The organism is Citrobacter sp. Cb004 (genome assembly GCF_030337065.1).
GTDB classification, from domain to species: Bacteria; Pseudomonadota; Gammaproteobacteria; order Enterobacterales; family Enterobacteriaceae; genus Citrobacter; species Citrobacter braakii.
Map to the genome: position 1 here is coordinate 107,520 of NZ_JAOWCH010000059.1, position 21,913 is coordinate 129,432.

19 protein-coding genes are annotated in these 21,913 nt (G+C 46.4%); 9 read left to right on the forward strand and 10 right to left on the reverse strand.

The annotated features are described in order from the left end of the window. Positions 1–212 precede the first annotated feature (212 nt). From gpmM to OGV65_RS12890, 3 genes are read left to right on the forward strand one after another with little or no spacing between them, the layout of a single operon-like run. Positions 213–1,757 carry a 2,3-bisphosphoglycerate-independent phosphoglycerate mutase gene (gpmM, locus tag OGV65_RS12880; RefSeq protein WP_200051984.1) on the forward strand — a complete coding sequence of 515 codons (1,545 nt, stop codon included), beginning with the start codon at positions 213–215 and terminating at the stop codon, positions 1,755–1,757. Between the two features lie 33 nt (positions 1,758–1,790). Beyond that, positions 1,791–3,050: a murein hydrolase activator EnvC gene (envC, locus tag OGV65_RS12885; RefSeq protein WP_230330234.1), complete on the forward strand. Its 1,260-nt coding sequence runs from the start codon at positions 1,791–1,793 to the stop codon at positions 3,048–3,050. A 3-nt stretch (positions 3,051–3,053) separates the two neighbouring features. Then, positions 3,054–4,025, forward strand: coding sequence for a divergent polysaccharide deacetylase family protein (locus OGV65_RS12890; protein ID WP_103767008.1), 972 nt, complete (start codon positions 3,054–3,056; stop codon positions 4,023–4,025). On the opposite strand, the gene OGV65_RS12895 is transcribed toward OGV65_RS12890, so the two are convergent. Further along, positions 4,012–5,046: a glycosyltransferase gene (locus tag OGV65_RS12895; protein WP_049042810.1), complete on the reverse strand. Its 1,035-nt coding sequence runs from the start codon at positions 5,044–5,046 to the stop codon at positions 4,012–4,014. The two genes, OGV65_RS12890 and OGV65_RS12895, sit on opposite strands and share 14 nt — an antisense overlap. A gap of 244 nt (positions 5,047–5,290) precedes the next feature. Here OGV65_RS12895 and rfaY point away from each other — a divergent pair, with 244 nt between their 5' ends. Further along, complete coding sequence (gene rfaY / locus OGV65_RS12900) at positions 5,291–5,977, forward strand: lipopolysaccharide core heptose(II) kinase RfaY (RefSeq protein ID WP_047502168.1); 687 nt, start codon at positions 5,291–5,293, stop codon at positions 5,975–5,977. A gap of 67 nt (positions 5,978–6,044) precedes the next feature. Here rfaY and tdh read toward each other — a convergent pair whose 3' ends face one another. The 3 genes from tdh to yibB all read right to left on the reverse strand — a co-directional run bounded on the left by tdh (position 6,045) and on the right by yibB (position 9,413). Continuing rightward, complete coding sequence (tdh, locus tag OGV65_RS12905; RefSeq protein WP_286455027.1) at positions 6,045–7,070, reverse strand: L-threonine 3-dehydrogenase; 1,026 nt, start codon at positions 7,068–7,070, stop codon at positions 6,045–6,047. Between the two features lie 9 nt (positions 7,071–7,079). Continuing rightward, positions 7,080–8,276: a glycine C-acetyltransferase gene (gene kbl, locus OGV65_RS12910; RefSeq protein WP_046275754.1), complete on the reverse strand. Its 1,197-nt coding sequence runs from the start codon at positions 8,274–8,276 to the stop codon at positions 7,080–7,082. Between the two features lie 279 nt (positions 8,277–8,555). Further along, positions 8,556–9,413: a protein YibB gene (gene yibB / locus OGV65_RS12915; RefSeq protein ID WP_047418310.1), complete on the reverse strand. Its 858-nt coding sequence runs from the start codon at positions 9,411–9,413 to the stop codon at positions 8,556–8,558. Positions 9,414–9,691: 278 nt separating this feature from the next. Here yibB and rfaD point away from each other — a divergent pair, with 278 nt between their 5' ends. The 4 genes from rfaD to rfaL are packed head-to-tail and all read left to right on the forward strand — an operon-like array spanning position 9,692 to position 13,877. Then, positions 9,692–10,624, forward strand: a complete 933-nt coding sequence (rfaD, locus tag OGV65_RS12920; protein WP_003827312.1) for an ADP-glyceromanno-heptose 6-epimerase — start codon at positions 9,692–9,694, stop codon at positions 10,622–10,624. A gap of 2 nt (positions 10,625–10,626) precedes the next feature. Beyond that, positions 10,627–11,673, forward strand: coding sequence for an ADP-heptose--LPS heptosyltransferase RfaF (rfaF, locus tag OGV65_RS12925; protein WP_046275755.1), 1,047 nt, complete (start codon positions 10,627–10,629; stop codon positions 11,671–11,673). A 3-nt stretch (positions 11,674–11,676) separates the two neighbouring features. After that, positions 11,677–12,654: a lipopolysaccharide heptosyltransferase RfaC gene (gene rfaC, locus OGV65_RS12930; protein ID WP_286455028.1), complete on the forward strand. Its 978-nt coding sequence runs from the start codon at positions 11,677–11,679 to the stop codon at positions 12,652–12,654. Positions 12,655–12,668: 14 nt separating this feature from the next. Next, positions 12,669–13,877 carry an O-antigen ligase RfaL gene (rfaL, locus tag OGV65_RS12935; RefSeq protein WP_103767012.1) on the forward strand — a complete coding sequence of 403 codons (1,209 nt, stop codon included), beginning with the start codon at positions 12,669–12,671 and terminating at the stop codon, positions 13,875–13,877. Positions 13,878–13,913: 36 nt separating this feature from the next. Here rfaL and OGV65_RS12940 read toward each other — a convergent pair whose 3' ends face one another. The 6 genes from OGV65_RS12940 to rfaQ all read right to left on the reverse strand — a co-directional run bounded on the left by OGV65_RS12940 (position 13,914) and on the right by rfaQ (position 20,238). Then, positions 13,914–15,056 carry a lipopolysaccharide N-acetylglucosaminyltransferase gene (locus tag OGV65_RS12940; protein WP_259688691.1) on the reverse strand — a complete coding sequence of 381 codons (1,143 nt, stop codon included), beginning with the start codon at positions 15,054–15,056 and terminating at the stop codon, positions 13,914–13,916. 11 nt (positions 15,057–15,067) lie between these two features. Then, positions 15,068–16,081, reverse strand: coding sequence for a glycosyltransferase family 8 protein (locus tag OGV65_RS12945; protein WP_103767013.1), 1,014 nt, complete (start codon positions 16,079–16,081; stop codon positions 15,068–15,070). Between the two features lie 90 nt (positions 16,082–16,171). Then, positions 16,172–17,182, reverse strand: a complete 1,011-nt coding sequence (gene waaO, locus OGV65_RS12950; RefSeq protein ID WP_286455029.1) for a lipopolysaccharide 3-alpha-galactosyltransferase — start codon at positions 17,180–17,182, stop codon at positions 16,172–16,174. Between the two features lie 74 nt (positions 17,183–17,256). After that, positions 17,257–18,054 carry a lipopolysaccharide core heptose(I) kinase RfaP gene (gene rfaP, locus OGV65_RS12955; protein WP_181220981.1) on the reverse strand — a complete coding sequence of 266 codons (798 nt, stop codon included), beginning with the start codon at positions 18,052–18,054 and terminating at the stop codon, positions 17,257–17,259. Continuing rightward, positions 18,047–19,171, reverse strand: coding sequence for a glycosyltransferase family 4 protein (locus tag OGV65_RS12960; RefSeq protein WP_103767016.1), 1,125 nt, complete (start codon positions 19,169–19,171; stop codon positions 18,047–18,049). The genes rfaP and OGV65_RS12960 overlap by 8 nt, the downstream gene beginning before the upstream one ends. After that, positions 19,168–20,238 carry a lipopolysaccharide core heptosyltransferase RfaQ gene (gene rfaQ, locus OGV65_RS12965; protein ID WP_016157758.1) on the reverse strand — a complete coding sequence of 357 codons (1,071 nt, stop codon included), beginning with the start codon at positions 20,236–20,238 and terminating at the stop codon, positions 19,168–19,170. The genes OGV65_RS12960 and rfaQ overlap by 4 nt, the downstream gene beginning before the upstream one ends. Positions 20,239–20,635: 397 nt before the next feature. Here rfaQ and waaA point away from each other — a divergent pair, with 397 nt between their 5' ends. After that, positions 20,636–21,913, forward strand: coding sequence for a lipid IV(A) 3-deoxy-D-manno-octulosonic acid transferase (gene waaA, locus OGV65_RS12970; protein WP_016154983.1), 1,278 nt, complete (start codon positions 20,636–20,638; stop codon positions 21,911–21,913).

Below are 21,913 nucleotides of genomic sequence, written 5' to 3' on the forward strand. Positions count from 1 at the left end.
CCAGGAAAGGAGTATACCTGCGCGTTGGCGCAAATACAGCCAGAGCGTGCATTGGATTGCATTTTTGCGGGGCGCTACGGAAAAAAAAACGTAAATCCGCGCCCTCTGCGACACGCTCTGGTCGATTATTTGATCTTCTGGGGCTATTTTATCGATTCAGCTGTAGTAAAATTACGCAATTATTTTTGTCTATTGAGTGTGAGGTTGTCGCAATGTCGGTTTCTAAAAAACCTATGGTACTGGTGATTCTGGATGGCTATGGCTATCGTGAAGACAGCCAGGATAACGCCATCTTTAATGCCAAAACCCCGGTAATGGATGCTCTGTGGGCAAAACGTCCGCATACCCTGATTGATGCCTCTGGCCTGGAAGTCGGCCTGCCCGATCGCCAGATGGGCAACTCCGAAGTGGGTCACGTCAACCTGGGCGCGGGCCGCATCGTGTATCAGGACCTGACCCGTCTGGATGTTGAAATTAAAGAACGGACTTTCTTCGCTAACCCAGTGCTGACCGATGCGGTCGACCAGGCAAAAAATAGCGGCAAAGCGGTTCACATCATGGGCCTGCTCTCTGCTGGCGGCGTTCACAGCCACGAAGATCACATCATGGCGATGGTCGAAATGGCAGCTGAACGCGGTGCTGAGAAAATCTATCTGCACGCTTTCCTTGATGGCCGTGATACCCCGCCGCGCAGCGCTGAACATTCGCTGCAGAAATTCGAAGAGAAATTTGCCGCGCTGGGCAAAGGCCGCGTAGCGTCCATCATCGGTCGTTACTACGCCATGGACCGCGACAACCGTTGGGATCGCGTTGAACAGGCTTATGACCTGATGACGCTGGCAAAAGGCGAGTTCCAGTTCGCTACGGCTGTTGAAGGCCTGCAGGCTGCTTATGCCCGCGACGAAAACGACGAATTCGTGAAAGCGACCGTGATCCGTGCTGAAGGCCAGGCTGAAGCCGCCATGGAAGACGGCGATACGCTGATTTTCATGAACTTCCGTGCTGACCGTGCGCGTGAAATCACCCGTGCGTTTGTTAACGCTGACTTCGACGGCTTCGCCCGTAAGAAAGTCGTTAACCTCAACTTTGTGATGCTGACTGAATACGCAGCCGATATCAAAACTGCTGTTGCTTACCCACCAGCGTCTCTGGCCAACACCTTTGGCGAGTGGATGGCGAAGAATGACAAAACGCAGCTGCGTATTTCCGAAACTGAAAAATATGCCCACGTGACCTTCTTCTTTAACGGCGGCGTAGAAGAGCCGTTCAAAGGCGAAGATCGCATCCTGATCAATTCGCCGAAAGTCGCGACCTACGATCTGCAGCCGGAAATGAGCTCTGCTGAGCTGACCGAGAAGCTGGTTGCTGCGATTCAGAGCGGAAAATACGACACCATCATTTGTAACTACCCGAACGGCGACATGGTTGGTCACACCGGGGTGATGGAAGCTGCGGTTAAAGCGGTTGAAGCGCTGGATCACTGCGTTGAGCAGGTGACTAAAGCGGTTGAATCCGTTGGCGGCCAACTGCTGATCACCGCGGACCACGGTAACGCAGAGCAAATGCGCGATCCGTCCACCGGTCAGGCGCATACAGCACACACCAACCTGCCCGTTCCGCTGATTTATGTCGGTGGTAAAAACGTCAAAGCAGTTGAAGGCGGCAAACTTTCTGATATCGCCCCGACGATGCTGACGCTGATGGGTATGGAAATCCCGCAAGAGATGACTGGTAAGCCGCTGTTCATCGTGGAATAATCCCTCCCCATGAGGGGAAAGGCGATTAATACCATCACTTGGGCCGTGAAACTGCAAAAGCTTTCAGTCAGGCCCTTGTTCTACGCCAGCGCGCTTAGCGCTGGCGTATTGCTGTGCGCCTTTTCCGCCCACGCGGACGAGCGCGATCAGCTCAAATCTATTCAGGCTGATATCGCGGCAAAAGAACGCGCGGTACGCCAACAACAACAACAACGCTCCACTCTCCTCGCTCAACTTAAAGCTCAGGAACAGGCCATCGCCGTTGCCGCCAGGCAACTACGCGAAACGCAAAACTCGCTGGCGCAGCTGAATGCGCAAATTACAGAGATGAATGCCGCCCTCGCGAAGCTGGAAAAACAGCGAGCTGCGCAAGAGCGTAGCCTGGCAGCCCAACTTGACGCAGCGTTTCGCCAGGGCGAACACACCGGTATTCAGCTCATTCTGAGCGGGGAAGAGAGCCAGCGCGGGCAACGCCTGCAGGCCTATTTCGGCTATCTGAACCAGGCGCGGCAGGAAACCATCGCGCAGTTGAAACAAACCCGCGAAGAAGTCGACTCGCAAAAAGCCGAGCTGGAAGATAAGCAGAGCGAACAGCAGACGTTGCTGTACGAACAGCGCGCTCAGCAGGCTAAGCTGGAGCAGGCGCGTAATGAACGCAAGAAGACGCTCTCGGGTCTGGAGTCATCGATTCAGCAGGGTCAGCAGCAACTGGGCGAAATGCGCGCCAACGAATCACGCCTGCGCAACAGCATTGCTCGTGCCGAAGCCGCAGCCAAAGCACGCGCGGAACGTGAAGCTCGCGAGGCGCAGGCCGTACGTGACAAACAGAAGGATGCGTCACGGAAAGGCTCAACCTACAAGCCAACCGAAAGCGAAAAATCACTGATGTCCCGTACCGGCGGTTTAGGTTCCCCACGCGGCCAGGCATTCTGGCCCGTTCGTGGCCCAACGCTACATCGTTATGGCGAACAGTTGCAAGGTGAGCTACGTTGGAAGGGGATGGTTATTGGCGCATCCGAAGGCACCGAGGTTAAAGCCATTGCCGATGGTCGCGTCATTCTGGCGGACTGGTTGCAGGGTTACGGCCTGGTAGTCGTCGTTGAGCACGGTAAAGGCGATATGAGCCTGTACGGTTATAACCAGAGCGCGCTGGTCAGCGTCGGTACGCAGGTTCGCGCCGGGCAGCCTATTGCACTTGTGGGTAGCAGCGGCGGACAGGGCAGGCCGGCACTCTATTTCGAAATTCGTCGCCAGGGTCAGGCGGTCAATCCACAGCCGTGGTTGGGAAGATAAGTTTTGCCTCAATTTCGTCGTCTATTATTCTCTCTCGCCAGCGTGCTGGCCTTCGCAACACCTGTTTTTGCTGGCAAACTTGCCATCGTTATTGATGATTTCGGCTATCGTCCACACACCGAAAATCAGGTTCTGGCGATGCCTTCCACCGTCTCCGTTGCCGTTCTGCCTAATGCCCCACACGCGCGTGAAATGGCGATTAAAGCGCATAACAGCGGGCATGAAGTGTTAATCCATCTGCCGATGGCGCCGCTGAGCAAACAGCCGTTAGAGAAAGATACTTTGCGCCCGGAAATGAGCAGCGAAGAGATTGAGCGGATTATTCGCGACGCGGTAAGCAAAGTACCGAATGCGGTCGGGCTGAACAACCATATGGGCAGCGCGATGACCTCCAGCCTGTTCGGCATGCAGAAGGTGATGCAGGCGCTGGAACGCTACGATCTCTACTTCCTGGACAGTATGACCATCGGCAACAGTCAGGCAATGCGCGCAGCATCAGGAACCGGCGTGAAGGTTATCAAACGCAAAGTCTTCCTGGATGACACGCAAAACGAAGCCGATATTCGCCGTCAGTTTAATCGGGCCGTTGAGCTTGCGCGCCGCAACGGTTCAGCAATTGCCATTGGGCATCCTCACCCTTCGACGGTTCGCGTCCTGCAGCAGATGCTTTATAACCTGCCTGCGGACATTACGCTGGTTCGCCCAAGCAGCCTGCTCAATGAACCACAGGTAGACACCTCCAGACCAAACCTTACACCGCCGAAGAATGGTAAACCTGATGCGCCACGTAATCCTTTCCGCGGGGTGAGATTATGCAAACCGAAGCAGCCGTTAGAGCCGGTTTACGCCAGCCGCTTCTTCAGCGTGCTCGGTGAAAGCATCACCCAAAGCACGCTGGTGCAGTATATGCGCCTGCAATGGCAGGGCTGGGGGAATACATCCTCACCCAGCGCTATGAACGCTAACGTAAATTAAGCGTTTTACGGGCAATACGAGAGGGCGAGGATGTTTTATCGCGCCATTTCCAGAGACGGAATGACCATAGCAGCGCCTGGTACAAAACTTTGGCGCTGCGTACGTTAGTAATCATGCGTTTATACATACCAGAGACAAAAATCTCTGCAATCATGCGTTGACGAATATGGACATCCGGCTCTTTGCGTACTGCGTGGCAAACGCGTAATGCTTCATAGGTTATTTGCTGATGAAATTCCGGATAAATAGTAATCCGACCCGCATATTCACGATTCAACTTATCCAATAACCGTGTAATTTTAATATAGTGGCGTTGGTAATTGAGATTCTTTAAGCCTTGCCTTTTAAGACGGCTAACTGATTGATCGTGTAAGAAGTATTTATACAATGATTGCTCGGTATATCGCACACGTTTGGCGTTAAACATAAACTCCGTCGTCCATACAATATCCTGATGATGCAACCCTGGAATAAACGCTATCTTGTTTTTCTCGATAACATCTCTGCGATAAACCCCCATCCAGACCACATGCGTCCAACGGCGTGAAGCCAATGCCATACGTAACCAGTCGGGACCGGTCAATACACCCGTAGACCGCAGACGGTCCGTCGGTATTGATTGCCAGGTGTCCCCCGTTTCGAAAATGCACCAATCAGAATTGCACTGTGCCAGATCGAGATCATCCTGAAGCGCCATGGTCATCAGGGTTTCATACATATTGGGATAAACCAGGTCATCGGCATCGACAAATGCAACATAATCCCCTTTGGCCACTGCCAGACCACGATTACGCGCGACAGATGCCCCGGCGTTAGCCTGATGTAACAACCGGACATGGGAATAGTTATCAGCATAATGTCTTGCAATATCAACAGAGTTATCCGTTGAACCGTCATCCACAATAATGATCTCTATCGCAGCCCATGTCTGTGCGATCAAAGATTCCATGCAATCCCGAAAACTATCACCCGCGTTATACAACGGAATAATAACACTCAACATATTTGTGCGGTTTCTCATCAGATAACCCAAGTTTGTCAGTACACTGATGACTTTTACTACAGTTTCATTAAGGAATTATTAAGGTTAGAACATTTAATTTTCAGAAGCGGCGCAGCGAAAGCAACCAGTATGGGAAAATGCCATGCGGCGCCTGAGTTCAGCGGCCTGTGATAGCTCAGATCGTCTACATATTGAGGGACACAACCTGTATACTATACCCCTGTAAATTAACGCGCGATGTACACTGATATTGAGGAAAGTGATGGCCATCAGTAAGACACATGAAAAAGGTTATACGGTCTATTGCAAAGAGACCAAAACAGACCTTAAGTCACTGATGAATAAGTATATAAACAAAGAAATCAGTGGCAAACCGTTGAGCAGTGGTAACGCCATGCGCAGTGTAGAACTGGTCGAGTACAACTCACAAAAATTTATCATCAAAAACGACCGTGAAGTTGATCCTCGATTTGAGAAAAAAATGCAGAATTTTATCTCCGGCCCCTTTTATTCCTGGCTCATCAAGAAGCTGGACACACTCTCCCCGGAAATGCGCGCCTGTACAGCCGATCTCTACTATGCCGCTGAAAAAGTACGCCTTCGTCAGTGTCATGATGTTTATATTATTCATGAATATGTTGAAGGCACTCCTTTAAAAGAAATTAACCATAAGAATGCCGATGAAGTGAAACAGTGCGTTCTGCGCCTTCACAAAGCCGGGTTGGCATCTAATGATATCCACCCTGGAAATTTCATTCGTACGCCAGGCGGTGAATTAAGAATAATTGACTTATCCTGTAAGGGAAATATGAAGATTTGCCAGGCTAATGACATTTTAGCATTGCAGCGAAAATATCATATTAACATCAAAGGAAAAGGGTTAATCTATAAGCTCATCTGGCTCAAAGAAGCGATAAGATCTTTATCCAGAAAGCTTCGAGGCAAATAGTATTTATTATTTATACGGCCAGAATAAAGAATCTGGCCGTTGGTAGCATTTAATACAAGTCGAGCATTCAATCCCAGCTCAGGATCACTTTCCCTGACTGGCCCGAGCGCATCGCGTCAAAGCCCTGCTGGAATTCATCGATGGAGAATCGATGGGTGATGATCGGCGACAAATCCAGACCAGACTGAATCAATGCGGCCATCTTGTACCAGGTCTCAAACATCTCTCGACCGTAGATACCTTTAATAAACAATCCCTTAAAGATAACTTTAGTCCAGTCGATGGACATGTCTGATGGTGGAATACCCAGCATAGCAATACGGCCACCGTGGTTCATGGTGTCCAGCATGGCGCGAAACGCTGGCGGCGCGCCGGACATCTCCAGACCGACATCAAACCCTTCGGTCATGCCCAGTTCAGCCATCACGTCGGTCAGACTCTCTTTCGACACGTTGACCGCGCGAGTGATGCCCATTTTACGCGCCAGTTCAAGGCGATACTCATTAACATCGGTAATCACCACGTGGCGTGCGCCAACGTGCCTGGCAACCGCTGCCGCCATAATACCGATTGGACCCGCGCCGGAAACCAGCACATCTTCCCCAACCAGATCGAACGACAGCGCCGTATGCACCGCATTACCGAACGGATCGAAGATAGACGCCAGGTCGTCAGAGATGTTGTCCGGAATTTTAAACGCGTTAAATGCCGGGATCACCAGGTACTCTGCAAAGCAGCCAGGACGGTTTACGCCAACACCGGTCGTATTGCGGCACAGGTGAGTACGTCCACCGCGGCAGTTACGGCAATGCCCGCAGGTGATATGACCTTCGCCTGAAACGCGATCGCCGATTTTAAAGCCTTTAACTTCTTGGCCGATGCCAACAACTTCGCCGACATATTCATGTCCAACGACCATCGGTACCGGGATGATTTTTTGCGACCATTCATCCCAGTTATAAATGTGAACGTCAGTCCCGCAGATGGCTGTTTTACGGATTTTAATCAGCAAATCGTTATGGCCGACTTCCGGTTCAGGAACGTCGGTCATCCAAATGCCCTCTTCCGCTTTCAGTTTGGATAACGCTTTCATTTCACATCCTCAGGCAATAACGCCCAGTTGTTTACCAATGCGTGTGAACGCCTCAACAGCACGCGTAATCTGCTCAGGGGTATGCGCCGCAGACATCTGGGTACGAATACGCGCCTGACCTTTTGGAACCACCGGATAGAAGAATCCAGTAACGTAAATCCCCTCTTTTTGCAGCTCGCGGGCGAACTCTTGCGCCACTACCGCATCCCCCAACATGACCGGGATAATTGCGTGATCCGCTCCCGCTAACGTAAAGCCTGCGGCAGACATTTGCTCGCGGAACTGACGTGCGTTCGCCCACAGGCGATCGCGCAGCTCGCTGCCTGCTTCGACCATCTCCAGCACTTTAATGGAGGCAGAAACAATGGCAGGAGCCAATGAGTTGGAGAACAGATACGGACGGGAACGCTGACGCAGCCACTCAACAACCTCTTTGCGCGCTGCGGTATAACCGCCAGATGCGCCGCCGAGCGCTTTACCCAGCGTACCAGTGATGATGTCCACACGCCCCATCACGTCACAGTATTCATGTGAGCCACGACCATTTTCGCCGACAAAGCCGACAGCATGGGAATCATCAACCATGACCAGCGCGTCGTATTTATCCGCCAGGTCACAAACGCCTTTCAGGTTAGCAATCACACCATCCATAGAGAACACGCCATCGGTGGCGATCAGGATATGACGGGCTCCCGCTTCACGCGCTTCTTTCAAACGAGCTTCCAGTTCGACCATGTCGTTGTTGGCGTAACGGAAACGCTTTGCTTTACACAAGCGAACACCGTCAATGATAGAAGCGTGGTTGAGCGCATCTGAGATAATCGCATCTTCTGCGCCCAGCAGCGTTTCAAACAGGCCGCCGTTGGCGTCAAAGCAGGAAGAGTAAAGGATGGCATCTTCCATACCGAGGAATGCCGCCAGTTTTTGCTCCAGTTGCTTATGGCTGTCCTGGGTACCGCAAATAAAGCGGACCGAAGCCATACCAAATCCGTGAGAATCCATACCTGCTTTTGCAGCTGCAATCAGTTCCGGGTGGTTAGCCAGCCCCAGATAGTTGTTCGCACAAAAGTTAATAACGTGGCTTCCATCGGCCACTGTGATATCCGCCTGCTGGGCAGACGTAATAATGCGCTCTTCTTTAAACAATCCTTCCGCACGTGCGGTTTCGAGATCGTTCGTTAACTGTTTGTAAAAATCCCCACGCATTTCAATTCTCCAGACTGGGCAAATTTCAGCACATATTACCCAAAGCTATACGCTGATACGAGATGACGCATCATCACTTCTTCAAAATGAAGCATAAATCACGTATACCCACATGGCTAATCAGTGATGCCGTCGTATGGATTCATTGGACGCACGGAATCACAACCAATTGAATTGGCTGGATTTTATAAAAAATCATAAAAAAACAACAGCAATAGCAGAAGAATGCCTTTGCAGCATTCTATCTGGTTAGGTAACCCTTCAATCTCATTCAAGCCACTACTTTCGAGTGAGAAAAATTCGCAATGCCTGGAGTTTTGCACCTAAAGCGGTTCGCCGATAAACACGGAACAGATCGAACCATTTGCCCCGACCAAGGTAATTAAGCATTAATAGATCAGGGCGCTTGTAATAACACATGACAAAAATACCCTGATCATCATCAACAATATTATTTCTGAGAGTCTCTTTTTGACACTCAGTGACTAATGAGTAAAACTCTTTCCATTTCTCTGGTGAACCAACAATAGCGCCGCCGATAATATAAGTATGATTTCCTATCATAAAATCAAAAACCTGTTTTCTGGATGATATAACCAGACCCTTTTTAATCGTGAAGAGATGCATTTTATTACGGTCAAAAGGGAAGTCCCATACTTTTAATCCGCGAGTAACCTGCGGTTTACGGCAATATCCGAAGTCTACCCAGGCAACCATCGGAGTATTAACTAAGCCTGCATTTATGGCCTTCACTACAAAATATGCTTTTAAATTATTGATCAACACATATTCTGGAGACCAGTACTCAGGGTTACCTAGCTGTCGCGTCTCTAATTTACTCTTAAAAGTATCATCCTGCTGGATTTGTCTTATTTTATTATTAATATGCTTAAATTTTTTACCTAAATCTATGGTTATAATTTTTGTGGGCTTACCTTTGCGTATTTCCGCAACTCTGTCCTCAAACTCAGACGAAGTAAAAATAACCATATCATTTTCTAAAGCGGCTAACCGTTTGAAGTAGTCAAAATAGACATCAGAAGATCGGGAAAGTTTTTCACGGAAGCCTTTATTAACAGTCCACTCCCCCCTACCGATATCAAAATATGCTGTCACAATAGTGGTAGACGATTTCATAACCATTTTCAAACCATTAATAAAAAAAATATTATATCACATAGTTTTTGTTTTTGTACATATAATATACATAGATGGATATAAAAAAACTAAGTACATTTAAGATTAATTTAATAGACTTAATAACCATTAAATAAGCATTCTTATACTGGTGTTTATAGGCCTTCTACCGACCCACCATCTTACTTAAGAGGCTGAAGGGATGCCGATGTGATGGTATGATTACAGACATTAGTGTCTGAGATTGTCTCTGACTCCAAAATTCGAAGGTTACATTTATGATCATCGTTACCGGCGGCGCGGGCTTTATCGGCAGCAACATCGTCAAGTCATTGAATGATAAAGGCATCACCGACATACTGGTGGTGGACAACCTTAAAGATGGCACCAAGTTTGTTAACCTGGTGGATCTGAATATTGCTGACTACATGGACAAGGAAGACTTCCTGATCCAGATTATGGCCGGAGAAGATTTCGGCGATATCGAAGCGATTTTCCACGAAGGCGCATGCTCCTCCACTACCGAGTGGGACGGCAAGTATATGATGGATAACAACTATCAATACTCCAAAGAGCTGTTGCACTACTGCCTGGAGCGTGAAATTCCGTTCCTGTATGCGTCCTCTGCCGCCACCTACGGCGGTCGTACTTCTGATTTCATCGAATCCCGTGAATATGAGAAACCGCTGAACGTTTACGGCTACTCAAAATTCCTGTTCGACGAGTACGTTCGTCAGATCCTGCCAGAAGCCAATTCTCAGATTGTTGGCTTCCGCTATTTCAACGTCTACGGACCGCGTGAAGGCCATAAAGGCAGCATGGCGAGCGTCGCTTTCCACCTCAACACCCAGCTCAACAATGGCGAAACACCAAAACTGTTCGAAGGCAGTGAAAACTTCAAGCGTGATTTCGTTTACGTAGGCGATGTGGCTGCGGTGAACCTGTGGTTCCTGGAAAACGGGGTTTCCGGCATCTTTAACCTTGGTACCGGTCGTGCGGAATCTTTCCAGGCCGTTGCCGATGCAACGCTTGCGTACCACAAAAAAGGCAGCATTGAGTACATCCCATTCCCGGAAAAACTGAAAGGTCGCTACCAGGCGTTTACCCAAGCCGATCTGACTAATCTGCGCGCTGCGGGCTATGACAAGCCGTTTAAAACCGTTGCTGAAGGTGTAACGGAATATATGGCCTGGCTGAACCGCGACGCGTAAGTATGAAAATTTTGGTGGTAGGCCCGTCCTGGGTGGGCGACATGATGATGTCGCAAAGTCTCTATCGCACGCTTAAGGCGCGCTATCCCCAGGCGATAATCGACGTGATGGCACCTGCATGGTGCCGTCCGTTATTGTCGCGCATGCCTGAAGTTAACGAAGCTATCGCCATGCCGCTGGGACACGGCGCGCTGGAGATCGGCGAGCGGCGTAAACTCGGTCATAGCCTGCGTGAAAAACGCTATGACCGCGCCTATGTGCTGCCTAACTCGTTTAAATCCGCGCTGGTACCGTTTTTTGCTGGCATTCCCCATCGTACCGGATGGCGTGGTGAAATGCGCTACGGCCTGCTAAACGATGCGCGCGTGCTGGATAAAGATGCCTGGCCGCTGATGGTCGAACGCTATGTAGCCCTGGCCTATGATAAAGGCGTAATGCTGTCAGCTAAAGATTTACCGCAGCCTCTGCTATGGCCGCAGTTGCAGGTAAGCGAAGGTGAAAAGTCCCTGACCTGTCGCCAGTTTTCCCTTTCTGCCGAACGCCCCATCATCGGCTTTTGCCCTGGTGCGGAATTTGGTCCAGCGAAACGCTGGCCACATTACCACTACGCAGACCTGGCGAAGCAACTGATCGATGAAGGCCATCAGATTGTGCTTTTTGGCTCTGCAAAAGACCATGAAGCCGGAAATGAGATCCTGGCAACGCTGAGCGTTGATCAGCAGCCCTGGTGCCGTAATCTGGCAGGCGAAACACAGCTGGAGCAGGCCGTCATTCTGCTCGCCGCCTGCAAAGCGGTGGTCACCAACGACTCTGGATTAATGCACGTTGCCGCAGCGTTGAATCGACCTCTGGTAGCGTTGTATGGCCCCAGCAGCCCGGATTTTACTCCGCCGCTTTCACACAAGGCGCGCGTAATTCGCTTGATTACGGGCTATCACAAAGTACGCAAGGGAGATGCAGCAGAAGGCTATCATCAGAGCCTGATTGACATCACACCCCAGCGCGTGCTGGAAGAACTCAACGACCTGTTGTTACAAGAGGAAGCCTGACGGATGCGGGTACTGATCGTTAAAACATCGTCTATGGGCGATGTACTGCATACGTTACCGGCATTAACCGATGCGCAGCAGGTCATGCCGGATATTCAATTTGATTGGGTAGTGGAAGAAGGCTTCGCGCAGATCCCATCCTGGCATGCAGCCGTTGACCGGGTTATTCCAGTGGCGATCCGCCGCTGGCGTAAAGCCTGGTTTTCAGCGCCGATTAAAGCCGAGCGTAAAGCCTTTCGCGATGCGGTGCGTTTACAGCAGTATGACGCGATAATTGATGCGCAGGGTCTGGTTAAAAGCGCGGCGTTGGTTACGCGTCTGGCACGTGGCATCAAGCATGGTCTGGACTGGAGCACGGCGCGCGAACCATTGGCGAGCCTGTTTTATAATCGCAAACATCACATTGCCAAACAGCAGCACGCGGTAGAACGTACGCGTGAATTGTTCGCCAAAAGTCTGGGATATTCCAGGCCCCAGTCGCAGGGTGATTACGCTATCGCTCAGCATTTTCTGAAAGAACGTAATGCTGATACGGGCCAGTATGCCGTATTTCTGCATGCCACAACGCGTGATGATAAGCACTGGCCAGAAGCCAACTGGCGGGAGCTAATTGGCTTGTTAAATAACGCTGGCATACGTATTAAACTGCCATGGGGTGCTCCTCACGAAGAAGCACGAGCCCGTAGGTTGGCAAATGGTTTTTCTTATGTTGATGTTCTTCCACGGATGACTTTGGGAGAGGTCGCTCGCGTACTGGCGGGGGCAAAATTTGTGGTGTCGGTTGATACAGGCCTGAGTCATTTAACCGCTGCACTGGATCGCCCTAATATTACGTTGTACGGTCCAACGGACCCAGGATTGATTGGTGGGTATGGGAAGAATCAAGTGGCATGTCGCTCAGGAAGTGAAAATCTTTCCGACTTGCGTTCTTCGACCGTATTAGAATCAATTAATTGCAATTTTTTAAATAATTGTCTGTAAGTATCGGAGAAATGATGGCTTTAACAAAGTTTTTTTTAGATGAGAAAAAAAACTGGAAGATAAACTGGAATAGAGGACTTATATTTCTGTTTGTCGCCACCTATTTCTTAGGTGGTATTACTCGTTATAAACATTTGATTGTCATCCTGATGACTATCACAACGATAGTTTATTTATGTAAGAATCCTCGACATTATATTCCTATTTTTAAAACATTTGTTTTTGCAAGTGTATCATTTCTTGTAATCGCTACCTTCGTCTCTTTAGTGTTCACTCCTGAACTAAAAGCTAGCCTGAAAGAGATAAACAACTCAGTTGTTGAAAATGTCTTATTATGCACTATTGCGATCCCTGTATTACTAAGAGAAGAAAGCAAAGAAACCATTTCAAAGTTGATATTCTTCTCGTTCCTTACAGCTCTTAGTTTGCGATGCCTTTCAGAACTTGTCCTTTATTATCAGGACTATCAGCAAGGAATCATGCCTTTTACTAATTACCAACATCGCGGAATTTCAGATGCAATGGTGTTTTTATTCCCAGTGCTTCTGAATCTATGGCTCATTAAATCAGCGAAATACCGTATATTATTCCTGTTGTTAGGGGCGATATACACCTTTTTAATTCTTGGAACATTGTCCCGTGGCGCATGGTTATCTGTATTTATTATTGCTCTTACATGGATAATCATGTACAAACAATGGCGATTGCTTACTTTAGGAATCCTCGTAGCTATTGTTGCTCTGACAGCTATATTTTCACACAAAGATATGTCAGAAAAACTGACCTTTAAATTGCAGCAAACTGACAGTTCATATCGCTATACTAACGGTACGCAAGGAAGTGCGTTTGACCTAATCTTAGAAAATCCAGTTATTGGTTATGGTTTTGGTAATAACGCTTATAAAACTGTATACAACAAGCGTGTTGTTGATTATCCAAACTGGACATTCCGCGAGTCAATTGGACCACACAACCTTATTCTTTTTGTATGGTTTGGTACAGGATTACTTGGACTTGTGGGTTTAATACTGGTGTACACTAGCATTGTGAGAGAATGTGTTACGCATGCATTTAGGGAGAATTACTATTCCCCATACAATGCTTATATAATAATTTTACTTTCATTTTTCGGTTATTTTATTATACGTGGCAACGTTGAGCAGATTGAGTTAGATCTGTTGGGTATTTTTGCAGGTTTTCTGTTAGCGCTGAAGAATAAATAAAATAGTATAAAAAGGCTACTTTATGTAGCCTTTTTATCACTCGAACCAGTTACAAATAACCCCTTCAAACCGTTGTGTAACCGCAAACCAACTATAGTTTCCAAAGACATATTGCTGACCTCGTTGGGCGGTATCCGCTAAACTACTTTCCGCCATTACCCTGGTAATATCCTGAGCAATAGTTTCTGCAGTCATCGGCTCTGTAAGGTGATAGCCTGTAATTTTATCTTTAACAAACTCAACCATGCCGCCCCGAGTACTGACTAATACAGGTCTTCCAGCGCCCATAGCCTCAATAGCCACCATACAAAATGGCTCCTGAAATTGAGAAGGAATCACAACTATATCTGCCAGTGGATAGTAATAGTGCATTTTCTCGGGTGAGATACTACCTAACATAATACAATGTGGTTTGAGGCGCTCGGCTATTTCCCGAACTTCACGCTGATAATCACCTTTATCGTTCTTATTTACTTCCATGTGATCACCAACGACCACAAGCTTCAGATTTTTATTCTCATGCAGCAACTTTTCAAAAGCCTGCAGAAGCAAGAGAACACCTTTATCAGGTACTATGCGTCCAGCAAAAAATACCACCTTGCTTTCAGGGGAAATATTTAATTTATTTTTTGATATTGATTCATATGACGATTGATAGATATCCAGGTCAATACCATTAGGCACAATAACAATATCAGCTTCAGGAAGATAAGATTGATAATAGTTCTTCAAAAACAAACTTGGTACGATCATCTTAACTTTTTTATCAAGCAACTTAGGTTCAAACGCATTATGCATATGAATCACAACTTTAGCCTGAGGAGCTTGCGAACGAATTTGTCGATATAGCTTCATACTGTTATGGACAACAATCACACTTTGATCGGTTATCTCAAATTTTTCGGCAACTTTCAGTATGCGCTTTGAATAAGGTAACGGATCCAGCCGAGTCCACTTTTGGAAAATACGCTTATATACTGAGCTAAATCCAATACGATGAATACTGCATCTTTCGTTTACGTAAGAATAATCAGAATATCCTTCGTTCTTTATACAGACAATACGATTAGGGAATTTAGTTCTCTGGGCAACCTGATACATCCAGGTCTCAACTGCTGCGGCACCACGTGGTGGAATAGAATAAATAGGTGTTACAGTAAATATGATTTTATCAATCATAAAGATCACCATTACATTGTTTTATATTTAATTGCTGCGATCAGGCCTGGAATTATTTTATTTTGATAAAGAAGGTGTTTATATTCTTCTCTATATTCGTGCTTTTGTTTTGCAACTTGATAAGGCTGATTCTTCCATGGTGAATTCTCATATACTGTGCGGAAAAATTGTGCTGAGGAATAGTCAGCCCACTCGTGCCATGGTTTTGTTACACCAGTATAATGAATAAATACTGTCTCTTCATTAATCACTGATTTATAGTAATTTTTATTTTTAATCTCAAACTCAGACTTCAATGAATAAATTGAGTTATATTTCCTCGGTAGTAATACCGCATGATGCAAAAACATGATATTTAAAATATCCTGGTCAGGATATTTTACTCTGGAAACTATACTTTCATCTGACAATAGTTCGAAGAATTTTTTCGTTAAATTAGAGTTAAGCCATTGCTGCAAGTTTATATACATGACACCCGAGTTAAAGTAGTTGCCTTTAAACTCAGGATTATGTAGACGCTCTGCACTTTTATCCTGCATTGAATCAACATCTACTACAACCGCACCATATTCCCCATCAAATTTCAGTGCGGCAAGATCCTCTAAAGAGCCTTTACACGTAATATCAGCATCAAGATATAGCAGTCGATCTAATCGTTCAGAAAAATAATCAAATGAAAGCAAGCGATAGTATATTGACACTGGCCATATATTTGTTTTAGGTAGTGACACCAACGGTTCAGAATCAATATGATATAGCTTAATAACTGTTTTATACTGTTCTGCTAATTGTGTCAATAGTACAATATATTCTTGGTCTAAATAATCCGCAATAATATGAAAAGTAAAATTAATATTATTCTGTTTATTATTTTCAAGGATTGATGCAATAGAAATTGCCGCGCCAGTTTGGTAATTTTTATCGATTCCCCATGAGATATTAAAAGTGTCACGATCATCACATGGTGTAACACGTCTGTCTAACTCAATAATATCTTTGAAGTTAGTTAATCTTTTGAAGTCCAATTTAATTACCTTTAATTATTTCAGCTATATTTTCCAGCGGCTAAGATATGCATTGCTGTTGATTATTTTAACAATGTACTTAGCCAGCAGTTAACCTTTCAACTTGGTCAGATAATAATTAAAGTAGTTACACAGTCCCTGAACGTATAACCCTTGTTTAAATTTATGCTTTGCACAATATCTGAATTGATTGCTATTGGTCGGTTTGAGAAGCGCTACTGAATGCCAGGGCGAGGCCTCTTTCGCAACTAAAAAACTCTTCGATACCGGATAGTTGGACCACTCATGCCAGGGTTTTGTCGGTCCCACATAATGAATGAAGACAGTTTCATTATTCACAGGATTGACTACTTCATCTTTCAGTTCATAATTAATGCTAAAGCGTGTATTGTATTTACCATTGATAAAAGTTACTTTTCCGGCTAACAACACATTAAGGACATCTTGATCAAGATGAGTTATTCTTTCCACCCATTCTGGAACTCGCAACATTTCGATGGCTCGGGAAGAGATATTATTACTGTGCCATGCGTTGATGTTGATAAGTAAGAATCCAGCATTAAAGTATCCGGCGATTAATTCTGGAGTGGCCAGCGTTACAGAACGATTATGCCACCATTCGGAATCTCTTTCCGTTACAACGACAGCGATCTCATCTGCGGAAAACTTATAATCGACCAGTTCTCGTACACTACCCTGGCAAGCAATATCGGCATCCAGGTATAATAATTTATCTATTTTATTATAGAAATAATCTGCAATAACAAAACGGAAGTATGTTGCATAAGTCCAGTTTTTTGTACTAGGTAAGTCTTTTAATTTATTGCAATCAATTAGGTAAACTCTGATACAGGATTGATATTGTTTAGCAAGATCGACGAATCTGGCTTTATCACTCTCATCGAAATAATCAGTAAATATATGAAATGTGAAATCGATTTTTTTATTCGACAATAATACAGAGGCTATTGATACACCGCAGCCAAATAAAAAATTCCTGTCAATACCATAACCGATATTAAAACAGTCTGCAGAAGCATTTTCCCGAAAATCGTACTCAAAAACAGAAAGGATAACTTCTTTATCGCTAAATTGAGACATTTGACTCTTACCAATTTTTGAGAAATAGACCATGTTCTCACATGATGCATTTCAAATAGTTCAGGATAAATTAATCATAGAGATTTACGGATTGTTCTTTCGCGTATTTTATTAGCTTTAACCTGAGCTTCCTTGAACAAATCAGCCTCCTGACTTAGGATGCTTTTCAACGGCAACTCGCAATAGATGCGTAGAAATCTATAAATATCACGCTGGGTTAATCCAATGTTCATGGAAGAAAAATAGAGACCGATCAAGTCCTTATCGCGCCAGCGTCGGGGAACAGTCGACCGAATCTGAGCACGGTGCAAATCAATCACTGAAATCTTGAGATCGTCCTCACGCCCTGAAAAAGGCAGATGTAATAAAAAGTGGCAAATATAGCAATCGCGATGATTGATACCTCCAGCATGCATCTTACGCACCATGGTGGCAACACGATCAATAATTATACGCTTCACTTTCACATCGGGAGAATTTGTGGCCCAATCAGCACAGTAATCTTCTAAGCTGATAGTTGGTGTGAGATCCTCAGTAATAATAAACGAGGTTTTAGTCAGTGGATTCAACCCTTTCTCACCAAATCCCACGCCTGTCATTGTATCCACACCTAACTGACTCAGGCGATGAATAGCATTCCATTCTCTATCAGCACCTAATACTGGCATGCGTAATGAAAGTAGGTTTTTAACAATCTCTTTCAGAGAAGTGCCTCTGTGCCATTTTAAAAAATAGCTTTTACCCGTTAGTTCAAATCGTAGAGTACGGCGAGTCTCCAGTTCTCTGAATACTTCACCTTGTAAATTTTTAACTTCATCAAATGCATCTTTCCCGCGCCATAGTGTGGCTAACGGTTCTTTTAATTCAACCATCTAAACCACCCGTAATCATATCCGCAGCTTTCTCCGGTAGGCTGTATAAATCTTGCGTATCCGCATAGTGTCGTGCATTTGCCCTCCATTCCGAACACAATGAAGGCTCTACCAGCGCTTTACGTAAGGCTTCATTCAGCGTTTCTTGCCGGAATGGTTCTGTAATTGCCATACCACAATTAGCATCAACAATATAATGCGCGTAACCGCATACGGCTGTGGTCAACACCGGCAGCCCGGCAGTGATTGCTTCTAGTAAAACAATACCTGCCGCCTCCTGATAAGCTGGATGCATCAATATATCAGCCGCAGCCATTAATTCTGCAACATCATTACGGCCAGAGTAGAAATGGACATTACTGCGTACGCCAAGTTTTTCCGCCAGCGCCTCAAATTTTCTCGGTCTGTCTTGTCCAACAACATACAGTAGCGTATTAGTCCGAAGCGTTTCTGGTAACGAGGCCACTGCACGTATTGAACGATCCACACCTTTACGAGTGAAATCAGAGCCTACCTGCAATAATAGATTTTGTTGCTCTGTTATACCGTTTTTCTGGCGATAAACTTCACGGCTATTCGGAATCTGCTGGCTATACTTCCTGTCCGGATAAATCCCTGGAGGAAGAATATGAAATCGTTGAGCTTCTGTCTGATAGTGCTTCTGAAAATCAGCAATCTGCTTATCAGTTAGCATCAATAGCTGCGTCGGTTTACCCTGCTCAAACGTCGCGCGTTCAAACGCTGCATAGTGCCGATATCGTGAAGTTAACCGATAGAGGAAACCTTTTTCTTGTGCCACTTTCTCGGCATAGCAAACGTCAGCAGCATAGTAGAGATCCAGCCCTGGCATTTTATTAAAACCAACAACCCGATCGACAGGGTGCTGAAGTAAATGTGCCTGGACCCAGGAATAATACTCCGCATTGCGACCATGGTTTGTCCGGGACTTGACCGGTACAAGAACCAATTCAAAAACGTCAGGACACTCACCTTCCCAGGACTGCGTATAGACACGAACATGGTGACCACGTGCCGCTACAGTTTGCGCAATGCGCATAAAATCACGCTGTAACCCACCGAATGGGAAGTATTTATACAAACAGAAAGCAACAATCATACGGGACTCCCCGCTTGTGGCGGCACAAGTCTACCCGGTAATAATTTATCGATAGCAGCAATAACATCGTCAGCGGGTATCACCGAAAGATACATTTCATTGCGATCGCGCTGTTCGCGTGGAGGCATCGGACGGTAATCACCAGCCCAAAATTGAATCATCTGCTTTGACCATGGTCGCCAAAAATTATGATCCGTTGCGCCAAACAGGCATATCAATGGTGTATCAACCGCAGCAGCAATGTGTCCCGGAGCAGAGTCCACCCCAATAAACAACTGCGCATGATCGATGACCGCTCCTAGCTCGGGGAAGCTCATTTTTCCCGCCAGCGCAGTAACGGGCTTTTCTTTGCAACCTTGTGCAATTTCATTCACGCAAGCCAGATCGTCTTCGCCTGGGCCAGAGGTCATAACTACCTCCAAACCACGCTGGTGTAAGGCGTCAATTACCTGTGAAAACTTTTCGTTATTCCAGCACTTGAAGCGTTGGCGTGCCGTTGGTTGAATTACAACGTATTCATCACCAACCCCAGCCCGATTTAATTCTGTGCGCATACGTTCCCAGCTATCCGGAGGATAGCTCATTGTTGTATGTGTAACAGTCGATTTAAGTTTCAACGGGGCCAGCACAGACAGATTGCTTTCCACCACATTTTCACCGCTAAGCGGAGCCAGACATGTAAAACTATTTTTCCAAAAAGAAGATTGCCGATGTGCATAATCTTGAGAGATTTTGATTGGCGCGTTCAGTAACCGCATCAGTATCGCAACCATCCACTGATCGGTAAGGTTTACAACTAAATCATACCCATTCGCGCGCAACGTTCCGATCAGGTGCAGAAAATTAGTAATTTTATCAGTTACTTTTGTCTTTTTATTTTTAATACCATAAAGGGCATTAATTTCTGGGTTTTCCGACAAAATTGGGATGGTATCCTGATAGAGAAGCACGTCGATTTTCGCATCAGGATAGTTCTGCTTTAGCGTACTAATGACCGGAGTTGTTAACAACATATCTCCGTGAAAACGCATTTTTATGACCAGAATTCTATTAATTGGCTTATCCACAAGCGGCTCTTTTATCGTGAGTGTCCGGTAAAGTTAAGCAGAAAAAAGCACGCTACCGCCCCAGGCTCAACAGCTACCTGATTACTGATATCGCACTGATTTTTTACGCGCTAGTGTATCACTTCTTTCGCCATGTTCCGACTCGAATAATTCTTGCACAGCCAATGGTTTTAAAACATGTAAATCAATGAATTAAGATGTTCAGACCTTTTGATTTTTAGCCCTCTATCTCGACTAAACCGGAAAATATCAACAGAAAACGTAAAGATGCAAAAGATGCTGGTACCCTGGACATCCCCCGCGAGGGACGCTATTTAATTTAAAAATAGGAAAAGTATTGGTAAAGCCACAGCTAAATACATAGAATCCCCAGCACATTCATAAGTCAGCTACCATTATGCTCGAATTGCTTTACACCGCCCTTTTCTACCTTATTCAGCCTTTGATCTGGGTACGGCTTTGGGTGCGCGGACGTAAGGCTCCGGCCTACCGTAAACGCTGGGGTGAACGCTACGGCTTTTACCGCCGTCCGCTAAAACCAGGCGGCATCATGCTTCATTCGGTTTCCGTGGGCGAAACGCTGGCAGCTATCCCATTAGTCCGCGCTCTGCGACATCGTTACCCCGACTTGCCGATCACGGTCACCACCATGACACCAACCGGTTCCGAGCGCGTACAATCCGCTTTTGGCCCTGACGTTCAGCATATTTATCTGCCGTACGACTTACCGGATGCCCTAAACCGTTTCCTGAATAAAGTTGACCCCAAGCTGGTGTTAATTATGGAAACCGAGCTGTGGCCGAATCTGATCGCGGCACTGCATAAGCGCCATATTCCGCTGGTCATTGCCAATGCACGTCTTTCTGCTCGCTCAGCTGCTGGCTACGCTAAATTAGGTAAATTTGTTGGCAGGCTACTGCGCCGAATTACGTTGATTGCCGCCCAGAATGAAGAAGATGGCGCTCGTTTTATCACGCTTGGTGCCAGAAGCAATCAGGTCACCGTTACCGGCAGCCTGAAGTTTGATATTTCCGTCACGCCGCAGCTGGCCGCAAAAGCGATTACATTGCGCCGTCAATGGGCACCTCACCGCCCGGTATGGATTGCAACCAGCACGCACGACGGCGAAGAAAGCATAATCATTGCCGCCCATCAGGCGTTATTAAACCAGTTCCCTAATCTTTTACTGATTCTGGTACCCAGACATCCTGAACGGTTCCCGGATGCCATTAACCTCGTACGCCAGGCTGGGCTAAGCTATACGACACGTTCTTCGGGCGAAGTTCCGTCATCAGGAACCCAGGTCGTAATCGGCGACACCATGGGCGAGTTGATGTTGCTGTATGGCATTGCTGACCTTGCATTTGTTGGCGGTTCGCTGGTTGAACGCGGTGGACACAACCCACTGGAAGCCGCGGCGCACGCCATTCCGGTACTGATGGGGCCACATACTTTTAATTTTAAAGATATTTGCGCCCGCCTCGAACAGGCAAGCGGATTGATCACCGTCACCGACGCAACTACGCTGGTGAAAGAGGTCTCTTCTTTACTGACCGATGCAGATTATCGTAATTTTTATGGCCGTCACGCAGTTGAAGTTCTGTATCAAAATCAGGGCGCGCTTCAGCGTCTGCTGCAGCTGCTGGAACCTTATCTGCCACCCAAAACGCATTGA

Bases quoted from the DNA above. Each gene is read 5' to 3' on its own strand.
- rfaL (WP_103767012.1), top strand. From the start codon at position 12,669: ATGGCTTTAACAAAGTTTTTTTTAGATGAGAAAAAAAACTGGAAGATA.
- OGV65_RS12940 (WP_259688691.1), bottom strand. From the start codon at position 15,056: ATGATTGATAAAATCATATTTACTGTAACACCTATTTATTCTATTCCA.
- rfaC (WP_286455028.1), top strand. From the start codon at position 11,677: ATGCGGGTACTGATCGTTAAAACATCGTCTATGGGCGATGTACTGCAT.
- OGV65_RS12960 (WP_103767016.1), bottom strand. From the start codon at position 19,171: ATGATTGTTGCTTTCTGTTTGTATAAATACTTCCCATTCGGTGGGTTA.
- kbl (WP_046275754.1), bottom strand. From the start codon at position 8,276: ATGCGTGGGGATTTTTACAAACAGTTAACGAACGATCTCGAAACCGCA.
- gpmM (WP_200051984.1), top strand. From the start codon at position 213: ATGTCGGTTTCTAAAAAACCTATGGTACTGGTGATTCTGGATGGCTAT.
- yibB (WP_047418310.1), bottom strand. From the start codon at position 9,413: ATGAAATCGTCTACCACTATTGTGACAGCATATTTTGATATCGGTAGG.
- tdh (WP_286455027.1), bottom strand. From the start codon at position 7,070: ATGAAAGCGTTATCCAAACTGAAAGCGGAAGAGGGCATTTGGATGACC.
- waaA (WP_016154983.1), top strand. From the start codon at position 20,636: ATGCTCGAATTGCTTTACACCGCCCTTTTCTACCTTATTCAGCCTTTG.
- rfaF (WP_046275755.1), top strand. From the start codon at position 10,627: ATGAAAATTTTGGTGGTAGGCCCGTCCTGGGTGGGCGACATGATGATG.
- rfaP (WP_181220981.1), bottom strand. From the start codon at position 18,054: ATGGTTGAATTAAAAGAACCGTTAGCCACACTATGGCGCGGGAAAGAT.
- OGV65_RS12895 (WP_049042810.1), bottom strand. From the start codon at position 5,046: ATGAGAAACCGCACAAATATGTTGAGTGTTATTATTCCGTTGTATAAC.
- rfaD (WP_003827312.1), top strand. From the start codon at position 9,692: ATGATCATCGTTACCGGCGGCGCGGGCTTTATCGGCAGCAACATCGTC.
- rfaY (WP_047502168.1), top strand. From the start codon at position 5,291: ATGGCCATCAGTAAGACACATGAAAAAGGTTATACGGTCTATTGCAAA.
- waaO (WP_286455029.1), bottom strand. From the start codon at position 17,182: ATGTCTCAATTTAGCGATAAAGAAGTTATCCTTTCTGTTTTTGAGTAC.